Annotated in this window: 20 protein-coding genes and 1 pseudogene; 15 read left to right on the top strand and 6 right to left on the bottom strand. The window is 63.8% G+C overall.

Features of this window, described 5'->3' with window-relative positions:
• Positions 1-693 (top strand): zinc-dependent alcohol dehydrogenase family protein (locus tag VMD50_RS27515; RefSeq protein WP_325432746.1); only part of this gene is annotated, 693 nt, incomplete at its 5' end.
• A gap of 96 nt (positions 694-789) precedes the next feature.
• Here the strand turns inward: VMD50_RS27515 and VMD50_RS27510 are convergent.
• Entirely contained in the window at positions 790-1,599 is an 810-nt protein-coding gene (locus VMD50_RS27510; RefSeq protein WP_325432744.1) for a helix-turn-helix domain-containing protein, read from the bottom strand.
• Between the two features lie 82 nt (positions 1,600-1,681).
• Here VMD50_RS27510 and VMD50_RS27505 point away from each other — a divergent pair, with 82 nt between their 5' ends.
• The 9 genes and pseudogenes from VMD50_RS27505 to VMD50_RS27465 form a co-directional block, all read left to right on the top strand.
• Positions 1,682-2,590 (top strand): alpha/beta hydrolase, encoded by a 909-nt coding sequence (locus tag VMD50_RS27505; RefSeq protein ID WP_325432742.1) that lies wholly within the window; start codon positions 1,682-1,684, stop codon positions 2,588-2,590.
• A gap of 17 nt (positions 2,591-2,607) precedes the next feature.
• On the top strand, positions 2,608-3,909 hold the full coding sequence (locus VMD50_RS27500) for an MBL fold metallo-hydrolase (RefSeq protein WP_325432740.1): 1,302 nt from the start codon (positions 2,608-2,610) through the stop codon (positions 3,907-3,909).
• Positions 3,831-4,628: a flavin reductase family protein gene (locus tag VMD50_RS27495; RefSeq protein ID WP_325432738.1), complete on the top strand. Its 798-nt coding sequence runs from the start codon at positions 3,831-3,833 to the stop codon at positions 4,626-4,628. Before VMD50_RS27500 ends, VMD50_RS27495 begins: the two co-directional genes overlap by 79 nt.
• Positions 4,625-5,419, top strand: a complete 795-nt coding sequence (locus tag VMD50_RS27490; protein ID WP_325432736.1) for an alpha/beta fold hydrolase — start codon at positions 4,625-4,627, stop codon at positions 5,417-5,419. Before VMD50_RS27495 ends, VMD50_RS27490 begins: the two co-directional genes overlap by 4 nt.
• A gap of 83 nt (positions 5,420-5,502) precedes the next feature.
• Positions 5,503-6,270 (top strand): MBL fold metallo-hydrolase, encoded by a 768-nt coding sequence (locus VMD50_RS27485; RefSeq protein ID WP_325432734.1) that lies wholly within the window; start codon positions 5,503-5,505, stop codon positions 6,268-6,270.
• 289 nt (positions 6,271-6,559) lie between these two features.
• Positions 6,560-7,342, top strand: coding sequence for a YwaF family protein (locus tag VMD50_RS27480; protein ID WP_325432732.1), 783 nt, complete (start codon positions 6,560-6,562; stop codon positions 7,340-7,342).
• A gap of 444 nt (positions 7,343-7,786) precedes the next feature.
• Complete coding sequence (locus VMD50_RS27475; protein ID WP_325432730.1) at positions 7,787-8,374, top strand: SLAC1 family transporter; 588 nt, start codon at positions 7,787-7,789, stop codon at positions 8,372-8,374.
• The gene (locus VMD50_RS27470; protein ID WP_325432728.1) at positions 8,371-8,868 is read left to right on the top strand and encodes a hypothetical protein; all 498 of its coding nucleotides are present in this window, start codon (positions 8,371-8,373) and stop codon (positions 8,866-8,868) included. The genes VMD50_RS27475 and VMD50_RS27470 overlap by 4 nt, the downstream gene beginning before the upstream one ends.
• Positions 8,825-8,959 (top strand): annotated as a pseudogene (locus VMD50_RS27465) (IS3-like element IS987 family transposase); the annotation flags it as partial. The gene VMD50_RS27470 and the pseudogene VMD50_RS27465, both read left to right, overlap by 44 nt.
• Before the next feature lie 109 nt (positions 8,960-9,068).
• Here VMD50_RS27465 and VMD50_RS27460 read toward each other — a convergent pair.
• The 3 genes from VMD50_RS27460 to VMD50_RS27450 all read right to left on the bottom strand — a co-directional run bounded on the left by VMD50_RS27460 (position 9,069) and on the right by VMD50_RS27450 (position 10,608).
• Complete coding sequence (locus tag VMD50_RS27460; protein WP_325432727.1) at positions 9,069-9,452, bottom strand: zinc-binding dehydrogenase; 384 nt, start codon at positions 9,450-9,452, stop codon at positions 9,069-9,071.
• Between the two features lie 266 nt (positions 9,453-9,718).
• Positions 9,719-10,150 (bottom strand): HdeD family acid-resistance protein, encoded by a 432-nt coding sequence (locus VMD50_RS27455; RefSeq protein ID WP_325432725.1) that lies wholly within the window; start codon positions 10,148-10,150, stop codon positions 9,719-9,721.
• A 2-nt stretch (positions 10,151-10,152) separates the two neighbouring features.
• On the bottom strand, positions 10,153-10,608 hold the full coding sequence (locus tag VMD50_RS27450) for a hypothetical protein (RefSeq protein ID WP_325432723.1): 456 nt from the start codon (positions 10,606-10,608) through the stop codon (positions 10,153-10,155).
• 166 nt (positions 10,609-10,774) lie between these two features.
• Between VMD50_RS27450 and VMD50_RS27445 the strand changes: the two genes are divergently transcribed.
• Positions 10,775-11,509: a hypothetical protein gene (locus VMD50_RS27445; RefSeq protein ID WP_325432721.1), complete on the top strand. Its 735-nt coding sequence runs from the start codon at positions 10,775-10,777 to the stop codon at positions 11,507-11,509.
• A 35-nt stretch (positions 11,510-11,544) separates the two neighbouring features.
• Here the strand turns inward: VMD50_RS27445 and VMD50_RS27440 are convergent, their stop codons facing one another.
• Positions 11,545-13,041 carry a PE family protein gene (locus tag VMD50_RS27440; protein ID WP_325432719.1) on the bottom strand — a complete coding sequence of 499 codons (1,497 nt, stop codon included), beginning with the start codon at positions 13,039-13,041 and terminating at the stop codon, positions 11,545-11,547.
• 197 nt (positions 13,042-13,238) lie between these two features.
• On the opposite strand from VMD50_RS27440, the gene VMD50_RS27435 reads away from it, so the two are divergent.
• The 4 genes from VMD50_RS27435 (at position 13,239) to VMD50_RS27420 (ending at position 17,362) form a co-directional block, all read left to right on the top strand.
• Positions 13,239-13,448, top strand: coding sequence for a hypothetical protein (locus VMD50_RS27435; RefSeq protein WP_325432748.1), 210 nt, complete (start codon positions 13,239-13,241; stop codon positions 13,446-13,448).
• Between the two features lie 38 nt (positions 13,449-13,486).
• The gene (locus tag VMD50_RS27430) at positions 13,487-13,912 is read left to right on the top strand and encodes a hypothetical protein (protein WP_325432717.1); all 426 of its coding nucleotides are present in this window, start codon (positions 13,487-13,489) and stop codon (positions 13,910-13,912) included.
• A 229-nt stretch (positions 13,913-14,141) separates the two neighbouring features.
• A complete protein-coding gene (locus VMD50_RS27425) occupies positions 14,142-14,540 on the top strand; it encodes an MmpS family transport accessory protein (RefSeq protein ID WP_414686194.1) in 399 nt (132 codons plus the stop codon).
• On the top strand, positions 14,537-17,362 hold the full coding sequence (locus VMD50_RS27420; RefSeq protein WP_325432713.1) for an MMPL/RND family transporter: 2,826 nt from the start codon (positions 14,537-14,539) through the stop codon (positions 17,360-17,362). The genes VMD50_RS27425 and VMD50_RS27420 overlap by 4 nt, the downstream gene beginning before the upstream one ends.
• 9 nt (positions 17,363-17,371) lie before the next feature.
• Here the strand turns inward: VMD50_RS27420 and VMD50_RS27415 are convergent, their stop codons facing one another.
• Positions 17,372-17,524 carry a long chain fatty acid-CoA synthetase Faa4p gene (locus VMD50_RS27415; RefSeq protein WP_325432711.1) on the bottom strand — a complete coding sequence of 51 codons (153 nt, stop codon included), beginning with the start codon at positions 17,522-17,524 and terminating at the stop codon, positions 17,372-17,374.
• Between the last annotated feature and the right edge of the window lie 323 nt (positions 17,525-17,847).

Genomic DNA, 17,847 nt, shown 5'->3' with positions numbered 1-17,847 from the left:
TTGCCCGTTCCCGCCGGCATGAGCGATTCCACCGCCGCCCAGGTTCTCGCCAATCCGCTCACCGCGGTGATCTTGACCGGTGACGAACTCGATGTTCGGCCGGGTGAATGGCTGCTGCAGACTGCGGCCGGTTCCACCGTGGGTCAGTCGGTCATCCAACTCGGAGCGCACGTCGGCTTCAAGACCCTCAATGTGGTCCGCCGCCGTTCCGCTGTCGAGGACATCCTCGCGGCGGGCGGCACCGCAGTGATCTGCACGGAGGACGAGAACCTCACCCAACGGGTGGCCGACATAGCAGGCCACGATGGCGTGTCCAAGGCGATCGATTGTGTCAGCGGCCAGGTGGGTGCAGACGTTTCGCGCGCGCTGGCACCGCACGGCGAGCTGATCGTCTATGGCGCACTGTCCACGCACCGCCAAACCGATCCCGACAAACTCACCATCCCCATCTTCGCGCGCTCACTGATCTACGAAACCAAGACTGTTCGGGGGTTCTGGCTGTTCCGCTGGTTCACCGAGACCCCGAAGGACCGGATGGCCGCAGCGATCGACCGCACAGTTGAGCTCGCCGACTCCGGAGTGTTGCGCGTGCCGGAGGGCCAGCCTATCCCCGTTGAGAAGTTCGGCGAGGCGGTCTATTTGGCCGAGGCGCCCGCGCACGGGGCCAAACCGCTGCTGACGTTCGATCCGTAGCGGGCCGATATGTCCCGCTAACCCGTACAGACGATTGACGAGCTGGCCTTGGCAACGCGAAGACGGTAAAGGGGCGCCAAAAGCCAAGCTTCGGCCTCAGCCGAGCAACCGCAGCGCGTCCAGTGCTTTTGCGCTGTCACTGCCGGAATCGGCGCGATACGTCAGCATGTGCTGCCCGTCGGAGTGCGGGATGTTGAACCTGTTCGGGTGCAGATACAGATCCCCCACTTGGGGGTGGCGAATGTGGACGACATCCGGGCGATACCCGACGTCCGCGCGCGCCCAGAGTTCGCGAAATCGCTCACTGGCGGCGGACAATTCATCGATCAACGACCGCACGCGCGGGTCATCCGGGTCGCTGCCGGCCGCTTCGCGTAGCCCGCTCACGGCGACGTCGGTCGCCGCGTCCCACTCCACGTACAGCTCGCGCGCCGCGGGATCCAGAAGCCGCCACGACAGGAAGTTGCACCCGGGAGTGAAGCCCGTCGACAGCGCACGTGCGACCCGGTTGGCCGCCAGCACATCCTGGCATCTGCTGGCCACGATCGCCGGCATCGGAAACTGCTCTATCAGCTCATCGATGCCGTCGGCGGCGACCTCAATCCCGGAGTGATCACGCCGGCCGGCGGTCGGGCTGGCCAGCTGGTGCAGGTACTCGGTGGCCTTGACATCGAGCCGCAGCGCCCGCGCGAGCGCATCGAGCACCTGAGGAGACGGGTTCTTGTCGCGGCCCTGCTCGAGCCGGAGGTAGTAATCGGAGCTGATGCCGGCCAGCAGCGCCAGCTCCTCGCGACGCAGTCCGGCGACCCGTCGGCGGGACCCTGCCACCAACCCGACGTCCGCGGGCTGCACCTGCTCCCGCCTGGCGCGCAGGTAATCGCCCAACGCGTTGGCCTTTGCCGCCATCCGGCCAGCGTAACCCTGGCCCTCCGAGTCCCAGGATCAAGGCGGCCTTCCGACCCGTGCGCGTCGGATTCATCGTGGTCTCATGGTTCAGCGACAAGACGTGGAGTTTCCCGCCGAGGGAGGCGTAACGCTGCGGGGCTGGCTGTTCGTCCCGGACGGACCGGCGCCGCACCCGGGAATAACCATGGCGCACGGGTTCGCCGGGGTCAAGGAGCACGGGTTGGAGCGATTCGCCCGGGCATTCGCGGACGCCGGATTCGTCGTCCTGGTGCACGACCACCGCGGCTTTGGCGCCAGCGAAGGCGCTCCGCGCTTCGACATCGACCCGTGGGCTCAGATCGCTGACTGGCGCCGGGCGATCTCTTTCTTGGAGAGCCATCCGGCCGTCGACGCTGACCGAATCGGCCTGTGGGGCACCAGCTACGCCGGCGGCCACGCCATCGTCCTGGCAGCCACCGACCGGCGGGTGCGCGCCGTGGTCGCCCAGGTGCCCACCATCAGCGGCTATCAGCAGAGCCTGCGACGTGTTCCGCCCGAGCAGGTTCCCGCCCTGGAAGCGGCGTTCGCCGACGATGAGCGCCAACGGTTCCGCGGTGCACCCCCCGCCACCCAGGCCGTGGTGAACGCCGACCCCGCCGTGCCGGCCGCGTACCGCTCGCCCGACGCCGTTGCGTTCTACAACCAGGCTGTGCCCGAAGGTGTTTGGGAGAACACCGTCACGCTTCGCTCCTCCCGCGCCGCGCGGATGTACGAGCCCGGAACGTGGATCTCGCGCGTCTCCCCCACGCCGTTGCTGATGATTGTCGGCCTACACGACGCCATCACGGTCGCGGACTTGGCCCTGAGCGCCTACGAGCAAGCCCTTCAGCCCAAAGGCCTGGTCACCATCGACGGCGGGCACTTCGACCCGTATCTGGCCCGCTTCGCCGACGCCAGCGGTGCCGCGACCGCGTGGTTCACCGAGCACCTTACAAAGTCCGAAACGCTCTGATTCAGAAGGGAAATGTGGTGTCGACACTGCACTACGAAGTCATGGTCAACGACGGCCTGCCGCGCCAACGTGAGCAGCGACTGCCGGACGGCAGCCCCATCGTCTCGTCGCCCGTCACCTCGACACTGATCTACGGCGAGCGCGACGAGGTCCTGGTCGACCCGCCGTTCACCTACGAGCAGGTGAGCAGCATCGGCGACTGGATCGAACGCTCCGGCAAGCGCCTGACCGCCGTCTACGCCACCCACGGCCACGGCGACCACTGGTTCGGAACCGAGCTTCTGCTGCAACGTTTTCCGGGCGCCGTCGCCTACGCGACCGAAGGCACGATCGCGATGATGCACCAACAAGCCACCGAGGGTCGTGCCCAGCTGTGGGATGTCGACTTCCCCGGCCAGATTCCTCCCAGCCCCGTGGTGTACCAATCGATTCCCGTCGACGGAATCAAGCTGGAAGGCCAGCAGCTGTTGGCCGTCGAGGTCGGCCACACCGATACCGACGACACCACCGTGTTGCACGTGCCGTCGATCGGCTTGGTCGTCGCTGGCGACGTCGCCTACAACGGCGTGCATCAGTACCTGCTGGAAAGTGGCCACGGCGGAGTGGAGGCGTGGCTGGCCGCGCTGGACAAGGTCGCGGCGCTGCAGCCGAGTGCCGTCGTGGCGGGCCACAAGAACAAGGATCTGCCCGACGAGCCGGCCATCATCGAGCAGACCCGCGAATACCTGCTCAACGCACGCCGGCTGCTCACCCAAAGGCCAAGCCCGCGAGAGTATTTCGACGCGATGGTCGCGCTGTACCCGGACCGGCTCAACGTGGGCCCGGTCTGGTACACCGCCACGGCGCTGCTGTCGGGGCAAACCAACCACTCATCGGTGCGTGCCGAAGTTTCACGCTGGTTCTTGGACGATTACCTGCCGACCTGGGTCGGCGTCGGTGCCGGCACGATTCCGCGGGGCCCCGAGTTCATCCTCGACTACTGGGCCGTACCCCTGCACTGGTCAGACGACCAGGGCGCCCGGTGGATTCCAGACGAGCCGGCCGTGGTCGGGCTGCTGCAACAGATGCAGAGCCGATTGCAGGCCGAGGACTACGCATACACCGCCTTGCCCGACCAGAGCGTGAAGGTCTATCACGACAACGGCGCGGCGATCGAGGTGATCTGGTCACGCCGCCGCAGCAACGGAACGGAAATCGAGCGACTTGCCGCTCACTTCGAGGTGACACGCGGGCAGGCCGGATGGCGCGTGATCGGCATCCAGGCCGCGCCGACAAGCGGCGACGCGCTGAAAGATGTCTGGCCACAGGAGCAGAAATGATCATCGACACCGACGACCTTGATCCCACGTCGAGCTACAAACTGCTGATCGGCAGTGTGTTGCCGCGCGCGATCGCCTGGGTCAGCACGGCCTCTACCACCGGCGTCGGCAATATCGCACCGGTATCGTTCTTCACCGTCGTCGGCAGGTACCCGCCGGTGCTGTCGATCACCTTGCAGCCGCGCTCGGACGGCGTGACGCTGAAGGACACCTTCGTCAACATTCGCGACACGGGAGAATTCGTGGTGAACATCGCCACGATCGGTCAGGCGGACGCCGTGCATCGCTCGGCCTACGAATTCGGCTCGGATGTTGACGAGTTCGAGGCGCTTGGGCTGGAAAAAGCTGCGTCGGAGGTTATTTCGGCGCCGCGTGTCGCCGGCGCTCCGATCTCCTTCGAGTGCGTCGTCGATCGCATCATCCCGATGCCGCCCCTGCCCGACCACGTCGTGTGGGGACGCGTCAAGCGCATCCACGTGCGGGACGATCTGTACCTGTCTCGCGGGCGCATCGACGTCGGCGCGCTCGGAGTTTTCGGTCGGCTCGCGGGCGAATACACCCTCGTGGACAACATTTTCACCACCCCGCTTCCCGAAGAGCTCGTGGAGGCGGCCGGTTCCCAACGGGCCAGCAGGCTTGACGGGCGCGGCACCGACTACTCGCCCATCGACACGGGCGAATGGTCGCCGTCGGGCTCCACGATGGAGCCAGTGCAATGACCCTCCCGTTCAACGGGTTCCCCGTCACCCGCACTCCCGCCATCCCAGCCAGTGCACCCACGGCTTTGTTGATCCACGGCTTCCTCGATGACGCAACGGTGTGGGACGGCGTGGTCGAGTGTCTTGGCGGTGAGGTGGGCACCGTGCGCTATGACCTACCCGGATTCGGCGCGCGCGTCGGATCGGTCGGAGAAGCGCGCGGTGCGACGCTGGAATCCCTCGCCGCCGAGGCGGGCGAGATCGTCGAGAAAATCGACGGGCTGGTGATCGTCGTGGGACAGAGCCTCGGCACGCAAGTCGCCGAGCTCGTCGCCGCACAGCGCCCAGACCGGGTGCCTGGCTTGGTGCTACTGACCCCGGTCCCGCTGGGCGGCACCCAGCTGCCCGACGAGGTGGTCGCGCCGTTCGGCGCCCTAGGGGGGGATCGGGTTGCCCAGCGCAGTTTGCGCGGGGAACTCGCGCCGAACCTCGCCGAAGAGCAGCTCGACCGGCTCGCCGACATCGGCGCAGCGGTCAGTCCCGACGTCGTCTCCCACTATGTCAAGGTCTGGAACGATGGGCTGAGCCACGCACCGGCGATGAGTGCCTTCCCCGGCCCTGTGCTCATCGTCGGCGGCGGTGCGGATCCATTCTCGACCGAGCAGGTTGTCAATGCGGTCGGTCAGCGCTTTGCCGACGCCGACGTCAAAGCCATTGCAGAAGGCGGTCATTGGGTGCACTTCGAATACCCCGGGGCCGTCGCGGCGATGATCCTCGACTTCGCCGACGCAATCGGAAGGGTGACACTGTGAAGCGGCGATTACGGCACAAAGTATTTGTCACAAAGCAGATCCCGCAATCCGGGCGCGGGCCCCTCCCCGATGGCAGCACACGGATGTGGTCGCCGATCACCTCCACGCTCATCATGGGACGAGATGACGCCGTGCTGGTCGACCCACCGCTCACCACAGCGCAAGCGGCCGAAATCGGTGACTGGATCGTCGCCTCGGGATTCCAGCTGCGGCAGATCTACGTCACCCACGGCCACGGGGACCACTGGTTCGGCGCAATCCCCCTGCTGAAGAGGTTTTCCGGCGCGACGGTGCGGGCGACGGAAGGGACGGCGAAGATGATGGAGGTGCAGAACGACCCGAAGTTTCGCGCCGAGTTCTGGGATCGGGTGTTCCCGGGGCAGCTTCCCGCCGGCGAACTGGACGTGACCGTCGTCGACGAGCGCGGTTTCGAACTCGACGGTGTCGCGCTTTATCCCGTCGAGGTCGGGCACACCGACACCGATGCCACGACGATGCTGCATGTCCCCGACATGGGCCTGCTCGTCGCCGGTGACGTCGTCTACAACGGCGTGCACCTCTACCTGACCGAATCGGGTGGCGTCACCGGGATTGACGAGTGGCTCGCCGCGCTCGACACTGCCGAGCTCCTCAACCCCGCAACAGTCATCGCGGGCCACAAGGCCCCCGGCGCGTTCGACAATCCTTCGCAGATCCATGCGACGCGGCGTTATCTGACCGATGCGCGACGGCTTCTCCAGTCCTCGGAATCGGCGGAGATGTTCTACGAGGCGATGCTTCGGCTGCACCCCAACCGGGTGAACCCGGGCGCGTTGTGGGGTGCGGCGATCACGCTGTTCCCATCCTCCTGATCATCCCTAAGGCTGTCCCTGCCAGTACCGGTATAACGGCGGCATCCCCACCTGGTCCGCGCTGCGCCGATAGTTGACGTAGGCCCTGGTCAAACTCATCAACTGCCGGGTCGACAGCCTGGAAAGGCTTGCGCAGTAAGGAGAGAACGATGCTCAGCGCGATGTACGGGATGTTGGCGATGCTTCCCATCACGTTCGGTATTGCGGGTTACACGCTGGTGTCGCGCGACTGAGCGGGGTATATCGCCAGCGCATTACATGCTCACGGATCTGATCGAAAGGACTGATGATGACCCATTCGCTGGTATTGGCGACGACCGCGGCGGATCTGGCGCTGAGCTCTGGGGCGCCAAAGTTTTCCGCCTACGGCTCGTCACATTGGACGGTGCTCGGGGTCTTCGCGATCGGGTCCGCTGCGCTGGTCTGGATCGGACGCCGCCAGTCCGAGCCGCAGGCCCGGCTGTTCGGCCGCGTGCTGGGAGCGTTGACCTTGGCGATATTCACCGCGGCCCTGGTCTACAAACTGACCCAGCCAAGCATCGCCCATTCGGTGCCGCTGCAACTGTGCGACCTCGCCGAGGTCACGTCGGCCTACGCCTTGTGGTCGCAGCGCAAGTGGGCCTTCGCGCTCACGTACTACTGGGGTCTTCCGCTGAGCTCGCAGGCGTTGATCACACCGGATCTCGATGGACCGGACTTCCCCTGCCACGACTTCCTGACGTTCTTCGCGCTGCACGTGCTCATCGTGTGGGCCGCCATCTATCTGACCTGGGGGCTTCGGATGCGGCCGGGTTGGCGAAGCTACCGCTTTGCCGTCATCACGACCCTGACCTGGGCGGCGTTCACCTTCTTGTTCAATGCGGTGGCAGGAACCGACTACGGCTTCCTCAACAGAAAGCCCCTCAACGCCTCACTCCTGGACTTCTTAGGACCTTGGCCGTCCTACGTACTGGCAGAGATCGCCATCGTCGGCGTGGTGTGGGCACTGATGACCTGGCCGTGGGAGCGGAAGCGACCGGCGCACATAAGCCACCCGTCACCGTCGGCGACCGCCGCATTGGCTAGCACCTAGCGATCCATCAGTGAGCATGAGGAAAAGAGTGAACAATGCTGATCGCAACCTGCGGAATGCTGGCAATGCTGCCGCTGGCGCTTTGGGTCGGCCGGGTACGCGACAGTGACGCTACGAGCGCCACTACCGGTCCCGGCGTGCGAATACGACGCCCAGCAACTGGCCAATGTGCAACCAGGGTTAATCGGTTAAGCGCCGCACGCGCAGAAAGACGCCGTGAGCAACGGGAATTCAGAGCATGGCTTCAGATAACCGCGGAACCACTCTGGTAAAGCACGGTGAGCGCTTCCGGCGGACCAGCATGAAGGCCACCCGTGTGTGTGTAGCACGATACACAGGGTTGGGCTGGTGACGCATCGCCAGGAATTCGCGTCTCTCATGTGGCGCTGATCGTCACCGATAAGGCTATGAACTCACTCAAAATTCCCACCAGAAAGTAGAACCGTGACAACCAGCATCCGCAGCGCCGCAGCATCGATGACGTCGGCGGACAGCTCGACGTCGACCTGGGTGATCGCCGGCCGCGCCGAATGGTTGCGTTGGTATCCGATTGCCTTGGGCTTAGGTGGTCTGGGCGGATCGTGGCGCACGGCCGTCGCGCTGGGAGCGCCCGCCTGGCCTGCGGTGACGTTGTCGGTTCTGAGTCTGGCCGCGTGGATCACCGTCACGGTGATGTATGTGCTGAAGGGCGGCGGGCTTCCACGGGCATTCATCGCGGACATGCGTCACCCGGAGCAGGGCTTCGCCTCGGGTTACATTCCGTTGATTCCGCTGTTGCTGCTGGCCCGCACCTCGCAAATTCCGGGGTGCCGCATACTTGATCTGGCGCTGGCCACGGCGTGGGCAGTCGGTACGGCCGCCTTGGTGGCGCACTGGATTACGACTCCGCGTGATCGTCACGCCATACATCCGGGATTTTCGCTGCCTGTCATTGGTGGTCCGTTCATTGCGTGTATCTCGTTGCAGGCCAACGGCTGGCATGCCCTGGCGCAGGGGCTCTTCGTAGTGGGTGTGTACTTCGGGGTGACGTGACCGAACAACGGCTCAGTGATGCGCGTTTCCCGACCCTGGCGGTATTGATGGTTCCTCCTGCGACGGCAAGCATCGCGTGGTTCGGCTTGAACGCCAACCGAGTCACCACTTTCGGGATCGGCCTGGCGGCCGTGCTGGCCATGATGGCGCTGATCCAACTTTTCATCCTGCCCGACTACTTTCGCCGGCCATTCACGATCTCATTTTGGTCGTTCAGCTTTCCGGTAGCCTCAACGGCGAACACCATGGGCCACTGGGCTATTGCCGCGCCGAACCCCTGTGAGTCAGGTGCTGACCTGGTCAACGCTGACAATTGCCACCGCAATCATTGGCTTGCGTGCGGTACTAACGGTGCGGATGGTGTGGAGAGCTTATCGGTAGACGCGAGTTTGGCCACGTTGAGCCGCCCCAGCATGTCCGGAGCCTCCACTTCTTGGCAAGGTTCGGGTCATATCAGGTGGTTCGTCGAGAAGGTACCCGCCGGAGCTGCGTGAGCGCGCGGTTCGGATGGTTGCACTGATCAGCGATCAGCACGATTCGGAGTGGGCGGCGGTCAGTGAGGTTGCCCGGCTGCCCGGGGTCGGCTGAGCGGAAGCGTCTGCGGCGTGGGAGTTCTCAGCTCGTGGCGAACAACTTTGTCTCGCGTTGTCTCACGAAAGTGGCGAATCCCCAGCCGCCCGCCGCGCGGGCGCTATCATCGCCCCGCCACGTTTAGCAGGATCTTGCCGCCACGGAGGAGATGTTGCACTGCGTCCTGGATGTGCTCCAGCGGGTACCCGCCGGCCACCGGGACAACGAGTGCGCCGTCAGCCACCAGCGGTGCCGCCTCCCGAATGACAGGCACCACCTTGTCGCGGTAGTCGTAGTCGCCGACAAAGAATCCGCGGACGGCGAGGTGCTTGCCGACCAGTGTCGAGGTGTCCACCCACATGGGTTCGTCGCTGGCCCGGGAATGGCTAACCAACTGTCCACCGCCGGACAGCAATTCGAGCAACCGCGCCATCCCTGGACCACCGATGGCTTCCCGCGGCATGTTGCAGAGACGGCGGCTGACGGTCAGTGACAGCTTCGCCGTCACGGTACACTGTTGGGCCTGCGACTACGAGCACCACCGTAAGCAAGATCGCGACGACTGAGATCATCAGAGTCATTGTTGGCCAGAGGTTCTCGTTTTAGGCCAAACATCACAGGGGAAAAGTATGGGGTGAATCCAGAGAGATCCACGGAGCCGGCGATTGCGGCGATCCGATCGGCCAGGCGCGGCGGGGTCATCATGGTGAGTCCTTGCGTGGTGTTCGGCGGGCTGAGACACGCTCACCGGGCCTCAGCCCGCCGAACGGTGAGTTAGCCGACGACGCTCGACTTCAACGTGTCGACAACGTGCTCGACCTCGGCGCCGGCCTTGCGCGCCTTTAAGGCCCACACGATTTGCGTGGTCCCGATGACGATCAGCCATATCCCGGTGACGATGGCAAGAACCACGATCGAGCTGATCGGCCAGACAACGACCACCATGCCGGCGAACACGCTCAGCAGGCCCATGAAGACGTGCCAGCCGCGTTCGGGCAATTCCTTGTGGTTGATCGCCAACACGGTCTGTGCGACACCTTGGAAGAGGAATCCGACGCCAATCCAGGTGGCCAGCACCCACACGGCGGCGCCGTGATTGAAGTCGTGGAAGGCGAACACGCCCAACGCGACCGACAGCGCGCCGCTGAGGAACAGCAGCACGCGGCTGCTAGCGGGGAGGTCGACGATGAAGGCGGCAATCGCCACCCTCAATGGACCTTCAGCACGCTCCGGGCTTCAATAGCCTTGACGCTGTTGGAGAACCACTTGCCCAAGGAGCGCTTGGCGACGGTGCCAAGCAGACCCGACAGCACCCGTCCCCTGAAGTTCTTGCCCTCACGAACGATGACGACGTCGACGTCGGTCGTTCCGTCGGATCGCGGCGTGAGGGTATAGGTGTAGCCCGATGCGCCGCCGAACACGTTGGAGTCGATGGTCGTGAGCTTGACCTGGCTGGGGTCGGACCGGTCGCAAAGCAGCCGTTCCCAGATGCCGCCCGAGCCCTCGGTGACGTCGGCCTGATGAGGGCCGTGGCTGTGCACCATCAGATACGAATCGGCGCTGTTCTTGAAGACCTTCGACCGGCCGGGTCCGAAATCGGTGAGCCCGGCAATGAATTGCTCGGGCGTCGAGGTGGTCGCCGCGTGAAAGTGGTTGACGGACATGAGTTTTTCCTCTCGTAAGAGTTTGGCGCGATGCCGCCACCATGAGCGCGCCCCACGAGTTCGAAACTCCGTCGAACGGATCCGCAACCGATCCCGGTTAATCCTGGTACTGGCAGGGACACGCTGGGACGCAACGATTGCATCGGATGAGCCCTATGATCGAGCGATGTCCGATGAGGCCAAAACCGGTCTGCTCGACGCCGTGCTCGTCGCGCACGGAGGGCTTGATCGCTGGCGTCAATTCAGCTCGATGGAGGCGACCATCGTCAGCGGCGGCAGGCTATGGGAGATCAAGGGCCAACCGCAAGATCCCACGCCGCGAAGGATGATCGTTGCGCTCCAACGCGAATGGGCTTCCGTACAACCGTTCGGTGCGCCAGACCAGAAAACCGACTTCACGCCGCAACGCGTCGCCATCGAAAAGCTTGACGGCAGCCTGGTCGCCGAACGGGTCAACCCGCGGGAATCGTTCGCTGGCCATGACCTCACGACACCGTGGGATCCGTTGCAGCGCGCCTACTTCAACGGCTACGCACTGTGGACGTATTTGACCACTCCGTTCTTTATGACGCTGCCCGGTTTCACCGTCGCCGAGATCGACCCGATCGAGGACCATGGTGAGCGCTGGTTCGGACTGCAAGCGCGCTTCCCGGACGAATTCGCCAGCCACAGCACCTTGCAGGAGTTCTACTTCGGCAGCGATTTCCTCCTGCGCCGCCACGACTACCGTGTCGATGTCGCCGGCGGGTTCTCGGCGATCCAGTACGTCTACGACATCGTGGAGTCGCAGGGAATCAAGCTGTCATCGAAGCGCCGGGCATACCGCTGCGATGAGAGCGGCCGCGTGCTGGCCGACGAGCTCATGGTGTCCATCGACATCAGCGACGTCCACCTGACCTGAGAAAGTCGGTGGCGAGTCGTTCTGCAACGCCTAAGTCAGCTGTCCCAACTCGGAACGAAGCCCAGCGCGCGCATCAACCGGCCCTCGAAACCGGTCAGCAGCGAGACCCCGGAGACCGGCGACTGCGGCAGCGGGAAGTTCAGGCCGGGGTCGAGCACCGGATTGAACGGGTACCCGGTCGGCATCATCGAAGGCGGCAGCAGGCCGAGGTCGACCAGCGCCGCCTGCGGCCCCTGCACCGCTCCGTGCACCAAATCCGGCACGATGGTGAACGGGTTCGGCAGTTCGAACAGGCTGGCGGGGGTGGGAATGTTGGCGTACTCCCCTGACCCGTAACCCATGTCGGCAATCACCCGCAGGTCCGGCTGCAGCAGGTCGGCCAGCGCGTTGCCGTACGGGGCGGGCAGGTCCGTGCGCAGCGGCGTGACCAGCGGCAGGTTCTGCGTCAGCAGCTCGTAGTAGGTGGTGGCGCCGGTGTAGCCGGGCGACGTCGGCAGCTGGTTCGCGTTGGCAATCTGCATCGGTGTCAGGTCGACGTAGTCGTGCTGCCCGTGGAAGAGCAGGAACCCCATGACCGCGTTCAGGTCGCTGACCGGGTTGAGCACGTACCGCGGGAAGTTGGCCACCATGTCGTACTGGTCGGTGAAGATCACCGTGGGGTACGGCGAGTTGGGGGGCGTCGCGCCATTCATCAGCACGTCGAAGAACGGAATGTACAGGCCGGTGAACCGTTCGAAGAACCCCCCGTCGGGGTTGCCGGGGTTACCGGTCAGGAAGAACGACAGCGTGCCGGGATCGGGCGGATTGGCCATCGCCATGAGGTTTCGGATCTCGTTGGTGGACACAAGGGAACTTTGTGAGGTGCCGTAGACGATCACCTTGTTGCCAGCCGCGAGTTCGGTGTTGATGGCGGCGTTGAGCAACTGCACGCCCTGGGACACCGACTGGCCCAGCGTCAGGTTGCCGAGTTGCGGTGTGAGCGGCCAGAACTGCTCCGGCGTGTAAATGGACTGCCCCAGCGCACCGGTGAGTGGCGACAGCGTCGGGTTGTTAAGGAAGTCGGTCACGATCGACCCGACATACTTTGCATTCGGCAGGGGGAACGTGGTGCCGCCGACGATCAGCGCCACCGACCCGTTTTGCGGCACGATCAGCGGCGGGATGCTGGTGGGAGCGGGGTTCTCGGCCTGCGCAGCGAACGAGATCAGGGGTGATTCCAACCCGCCGACCGCGTCGCGCAGCGCCTGCTGCGCGGCCTGCTCGGTCTCGATGTAGACGACGTCCGCCGCACCCAGCAGTTGCATGAACCGCTGCTCGAAAGCTTGGCCCTCCGCCGCCAGATCCCGATAGATCCTCGATTGATTGATGAACAGCGGTGTGATCGCCGCACTGACCTCATCGGCCCCGGCTGGCGGGACGCTGCTCGTCCGCAGCGCCGCGACTGCATTGGCCTCTTCGAGCGCGGCACCGATCCTGCCGACGTCCTCAGCGGCCGACGCCAGCTCGTCAGCAACAACCTGCATCACCGCCATCTGGACCATTCTCGGCAATGACGCGGGGGGCTGCGACCAGTTTGGCGAAGCTCGTAGAGTCCCGCGGCGAACGCAGGGCCTTACACTGGGCCCGCAAGGCGTGCGAGTGAAGGTGAACACCAGTGAGCATCACGAAGATCACCGTTCGTGGGCTGGTTGGACTGGCCTCGCTGTTCGGCTCGGGTATCGGCGTGGGCATGGCGCGAGCCGACAGCAGCCAGGAGAAGGAAGCCTGCCAGCTGATGGACGATCCGGCCGGACCCGAATCGGGTTACCTGCCAGCCGAATACGCTTTCATGCAGCTGCGCGCCAGGATGTCGGCCGAGGACGCGCGGAATATCATGTCTGAGGCCGCCCAGCAATACTGTCCCAATCACATCACCGACCTACCCGCGGGCTGGCGGTAACGCCCCATGGTTCGGCGGCGGAGCGACGGAGGCGCCACATGAGTTCGGCATTGTTTGGTTTCCTGACCGTAGTCGCCCTCGCGTTGGCATTGGTGTTCGCGGCCATCGCCGGCGTATACGTGAAGCGGCTCGGCGATCGAGCGACCACGCCGATAAGGGAAGAAATCGGGAGTGCCAAAACGGTGCTGACCAAAGTGCGCAAACGCCAGCCAATGTCGCGAGACGAGTTGGATTATGCGAAGCAACTCACGGCCGATCGCAGCTCCTTGATGACGTTATGCATCCCCTGCGCATTGTTCTCGGTGGGCTGTTTTTATGTTTTCGGCAGTCTTTACCACCTGCACGGAGCCACTCCCTCCGAGCGGACATTTCTCGGGGTGTTCCCCATGTTGGCCTCCCTAAATTTGACGACCCAGATTCTCCGCAGCGCGAGGTTGAAAAGGCGTCTGCGGAAGATGTCCTGAACCAACCCGAGGCACCTGGCACGTCGGTACGACGCAGGCCTCCCCTGGTCGCGTTCCGGCCGGAGTACCGATACTCTTTGCACGATGCGCTTTGGGTACATGGCCGTCTACTATCTGCATGTGCCCGAGGCCGGGAGCTGGGGGGAGAAGACGATGTCCGGACCGAGTTCCGAGAGGTGATCGAATGAGCCCTCGTTCAGTCGGCAGGACAGTGTTGGCGCGGGTCTGGATGCCTTTGGTTGCCGTTGTTGTGGTCGGCGTGGGTGCGGTGGGCATGTGGAAGGTGCACCAGTTCTCCAATCCCCCGCCTGTCATTACCGTCAATGAACCGGCAGCGCCGCCGGAGTTCAGTATCAAACGGCTCACGTATGAGTTGTTCGGCTCTGTTGGGCAAGGGGGGATGCTCGTGTGGGTGGACATCGATGGGCATCCGCATCAGGTTGACCTCACGACCTTGCCGTGGTCGCACACGGAGACGACCACGCTCACCGTCGTGTCCGGCAGCATCTCTGCGCAGGTTCATGGTGGTCAGGTCGGCTGCCGGCTGCGGGTGAATGACGTTGTCCGCGCGGAACAGTCGGATAACCATCAGGATGCACACGTCTTTTGCCTGGTGAAGTCCGCATGAGCGAGCATCAGGCGGAGCCTCGGCCGAGACGACCCTTCGTCCCGAGAATGGTCCGTGTCTTCGCGATACCGATCATCGCATTTTGGGCCCTTCTCGCGGTGTCGACGAACACCTTTATGCCGCAGGTAGAGAGGGTCGCCGAAGAGCTCGCGGGACCGGTGGTCCCGCACTACGCGCCGTCGCAGCGGGCGTTGCTGGCCATCGGTTCGAAGTTCCACGAGTCCAATTCGACCAGCTTGGCCATGATCGTGCTGGAAGCCAACCGGCCGCTGGGCGACGTGGATCATCGGTACTACGACGACTTGATGCGCCGGTTCAAGCAAGACCCCAAGCATGTGCAGTACGTCATGGATCTGTGGGGGAAGCCGATCACCGCGGCGGGGGCGCAGAGCCTCGACGGCAAGTGCGCGTACGTGCTGTTGCGTCTCGCGGGCGATATCGGCCAAATGCAAGCGAACGAGTCCGTTGCCGCCGTTCGGGATATCGTCGCCAAGGACCCGCCTCCGCCCGGGCTCAAGGTCTACGTCAGCGGCGCAGCCCCGCTCGCCAAGGACACGGTGGCCATCGCGAATTCAAGCCTGAACAACATCACGATCGTGACGATCTTCCTGATCACCGGGATGTTGCTGCTCGTGTACCGCTCCATCGTCACCCTGTTCGTGCCATTGGCGGGAGTGCTGTTCGAGCTGCTGGTCGCGAAGGGGGTCATCGCAACCCTCGGACATCTCGGGTACATCGAGCTCTCGTCATTCGCGGTAAACATCGTCGTCGCGCTGACCCTCGGAGCAGGGACGGATTACGGCATCTTCTTGATGGGCCGCTATCACGAGGCGCGACACGACGGCGAAAGCAGAGAGGAGGCGTTTTACACCGCATATAAGGGTGTCACGCCGGTCATCCTTGGCTCGGGGCTGACGATCGCGGGGGCGTGTTACTGCTTGACTTTCGCGCGACTCAACTACTTCCACACCATGGGGCCGGCCGTCGCTATCGCCATGCTGTTTACGATCACGGCAGCGCTGACGCTCGGCCCGGCATTCTTGACCGTGGGCAGTCTTTTCGGGCTCTTCGACCCGAAAAGCAAGGCCAAGGCGACTCTGTATCGCCGGATCGGGACGAGTGTGGTCCGGTGGCCGGTGCCGATCCTGGTGGCCAGTGCCGCGGCCGTCGTGTTCGGGGCAATCTTCGTGCCGACGTACCGGCAGAACTACGACGACCGTCAGTACCAACCGAGCAGTGGCCCCGCCAATCAGGGTTTCGCGGCGGCGGATCGGCACTTCCCGAAGAGCAAGCTGTTCTCCGAGATGCTCATGATCGAGTCGGACCACGACATGCGAAACTCGGCTGATTTCATCTCGCTGGACAGGGCGGCCAAGGCCCTCGAGCGCCTCCCCGGCGTCGCGATGGTGCAAAGCATCACCAGGCCCATGGGCCGAGCTTTGGAACACGCCACCATCCCCTACCTGTTCACCACACAAGGCAGCGGGAACGGTCAACAGCTCCCCTTCAACAAGCAGCAAAACGCTAATACAAACCAGCAGGCACTGATCACTACGCACACCGTCGAGGTCACGCGGAAAGAGATCGACTACTTCCAGAACTTGTCGGATGAATTGCACAAGACCGTTCTCACCGTCGAGGATCTGCAAAAGGTCACCGATGAGATGAATCAGGAAATCTCAAATTTCGACGATTTCTTCCGCCCGGTCAAGAGCTATTTCTATTGGGAGCGCCACTGTTTCGACATTCCCATGTGCTGGGCATTCAGATCGTTGTTCGATACGCTCGACAACATCGACCATTTGGCCGCTGATATCAACGACGCCAAAACCTCCCTCGAGGCCATGGACAAGATCGTGCCACAAATAATAGTGCAGCTGAAACTCACGGCCGACGACTCGGAGGCTCTGGCCTCTCTTTTGGTCAGCACCTACGGCCAGTCGTCCCTGCAGACCACACAGACCGACCAAACATTCTTCGACCAGATCAATGTGGGCCTCGACTTCGACCAGTCCCGCAGCGATGACTTCTTCTACATCCCCAGAGAAGGTTTCGACAACGACGACGTCAAGACCGGTATGCAACTCCTGATGTCGCCGGACGGCCAGGCCGCCCGGATCATCGTCACCCACGAGGGGGACGCCAATGGCCCGGATGGCGTGCAGCATGTCGAACAGTTCCCCACGGCGATAACCACGGCGCTCAAAGAAACCTCGCTGGCGGGCGCGAAAGTCTATATCGGCGGTTCGGGATCGACCAACAAGGACATCAAGGAATACGCCGCGTCCGATCTGCTTATCGTGGCGATCGCCGCCTTCGTGCTGATCTTCTTGATCATGTTGTTCCTGACGCGAAGTCTGATGGCCGCCTTGGTCATCCCCAGCACGGTGGCCTTCTCGTACGCCGGAGCGTTCGGGCTCTCCATACTCGTCTGGCAGCACCTCATCGGCTTGCCCCTGTACTGGCTGATATTGCCGCTCACCTTCATCATCCTGGTGGCGGTGGGTTCGGACTACAACCTGCTGTTGATCCTCCGCGTCAAAGAGGAGCTGCACGCCGGGATCCACACCGGCCTCATCCGCGCGCTCGGGAGCACGGGCGGCGTGGTGACCTCCGCGGGTTTGGTGTTCGCGTTCACCATGCTGGCGATGCTCACCAGCGATCTCAGAACCATCGGTCAGGTGGGTTCGACCGTGTGCATCGGCCTGCTGCTCGACACGCTGATCGTGCGTTCGTTCGTGGTTCCGTGCATCTTGCGAATCCTCGGGCCGTGGTTCTGGTGGCCGACGCTGGTGCGTTCCCGCCCGCTACCGCAGGGCTAAGGGCCTATATCACTTGGTGCGGGCGGTCTCGCGTGCAACAAAGACCGAGACATAGCCGATCGGGATGCCGGTTCGGGTCGCGATGCACCGTCGCGCCGCCAGCTCCACCTCGGCTCGACGGCCGACGCCGACGAGCCCACCGATCTCGGGAATCCGGATCATCCACCCGCCCGCATCGCGAGCGACTTCGATGTCGAAGCACTGACCGACCGTTGGGCAGTTGACACGATGAGCGACACGTCGCGTACGGCTGCGGCGCAATGCGTTTGGCTGCCGCAGACTGGGCTGAATGGGCATGTCTGCATTCCTGGGTCAGAAACGGGCCGCGAACAAGCCTAATCCGCTTCGCGCCCAGAACCTAATCAGCCTATGCATCGGCCCTCAGTTGCTGGCAGAGTCGAGCTGCGCCAACGTGACCCACTGAAGGGAGGCCGCCGTGACTGTCGTTTTGGTGCATGGCAACCCGGAAGCCGACACGATCTGGG

It is taken from the genome of Mycobacterium sp. (assembly GCF_035506235.1).
Taxonomy (GTDB): Bacteria; Actinomycetota; Actinomycetes; order Mycobacteriales; family Mycobacteriaceae; genus Mycobacterium.
Note: the sequence above shows the minus strand (reverse complement) of the source record. Positions and strands in the feature narration are given on the sequence as shown.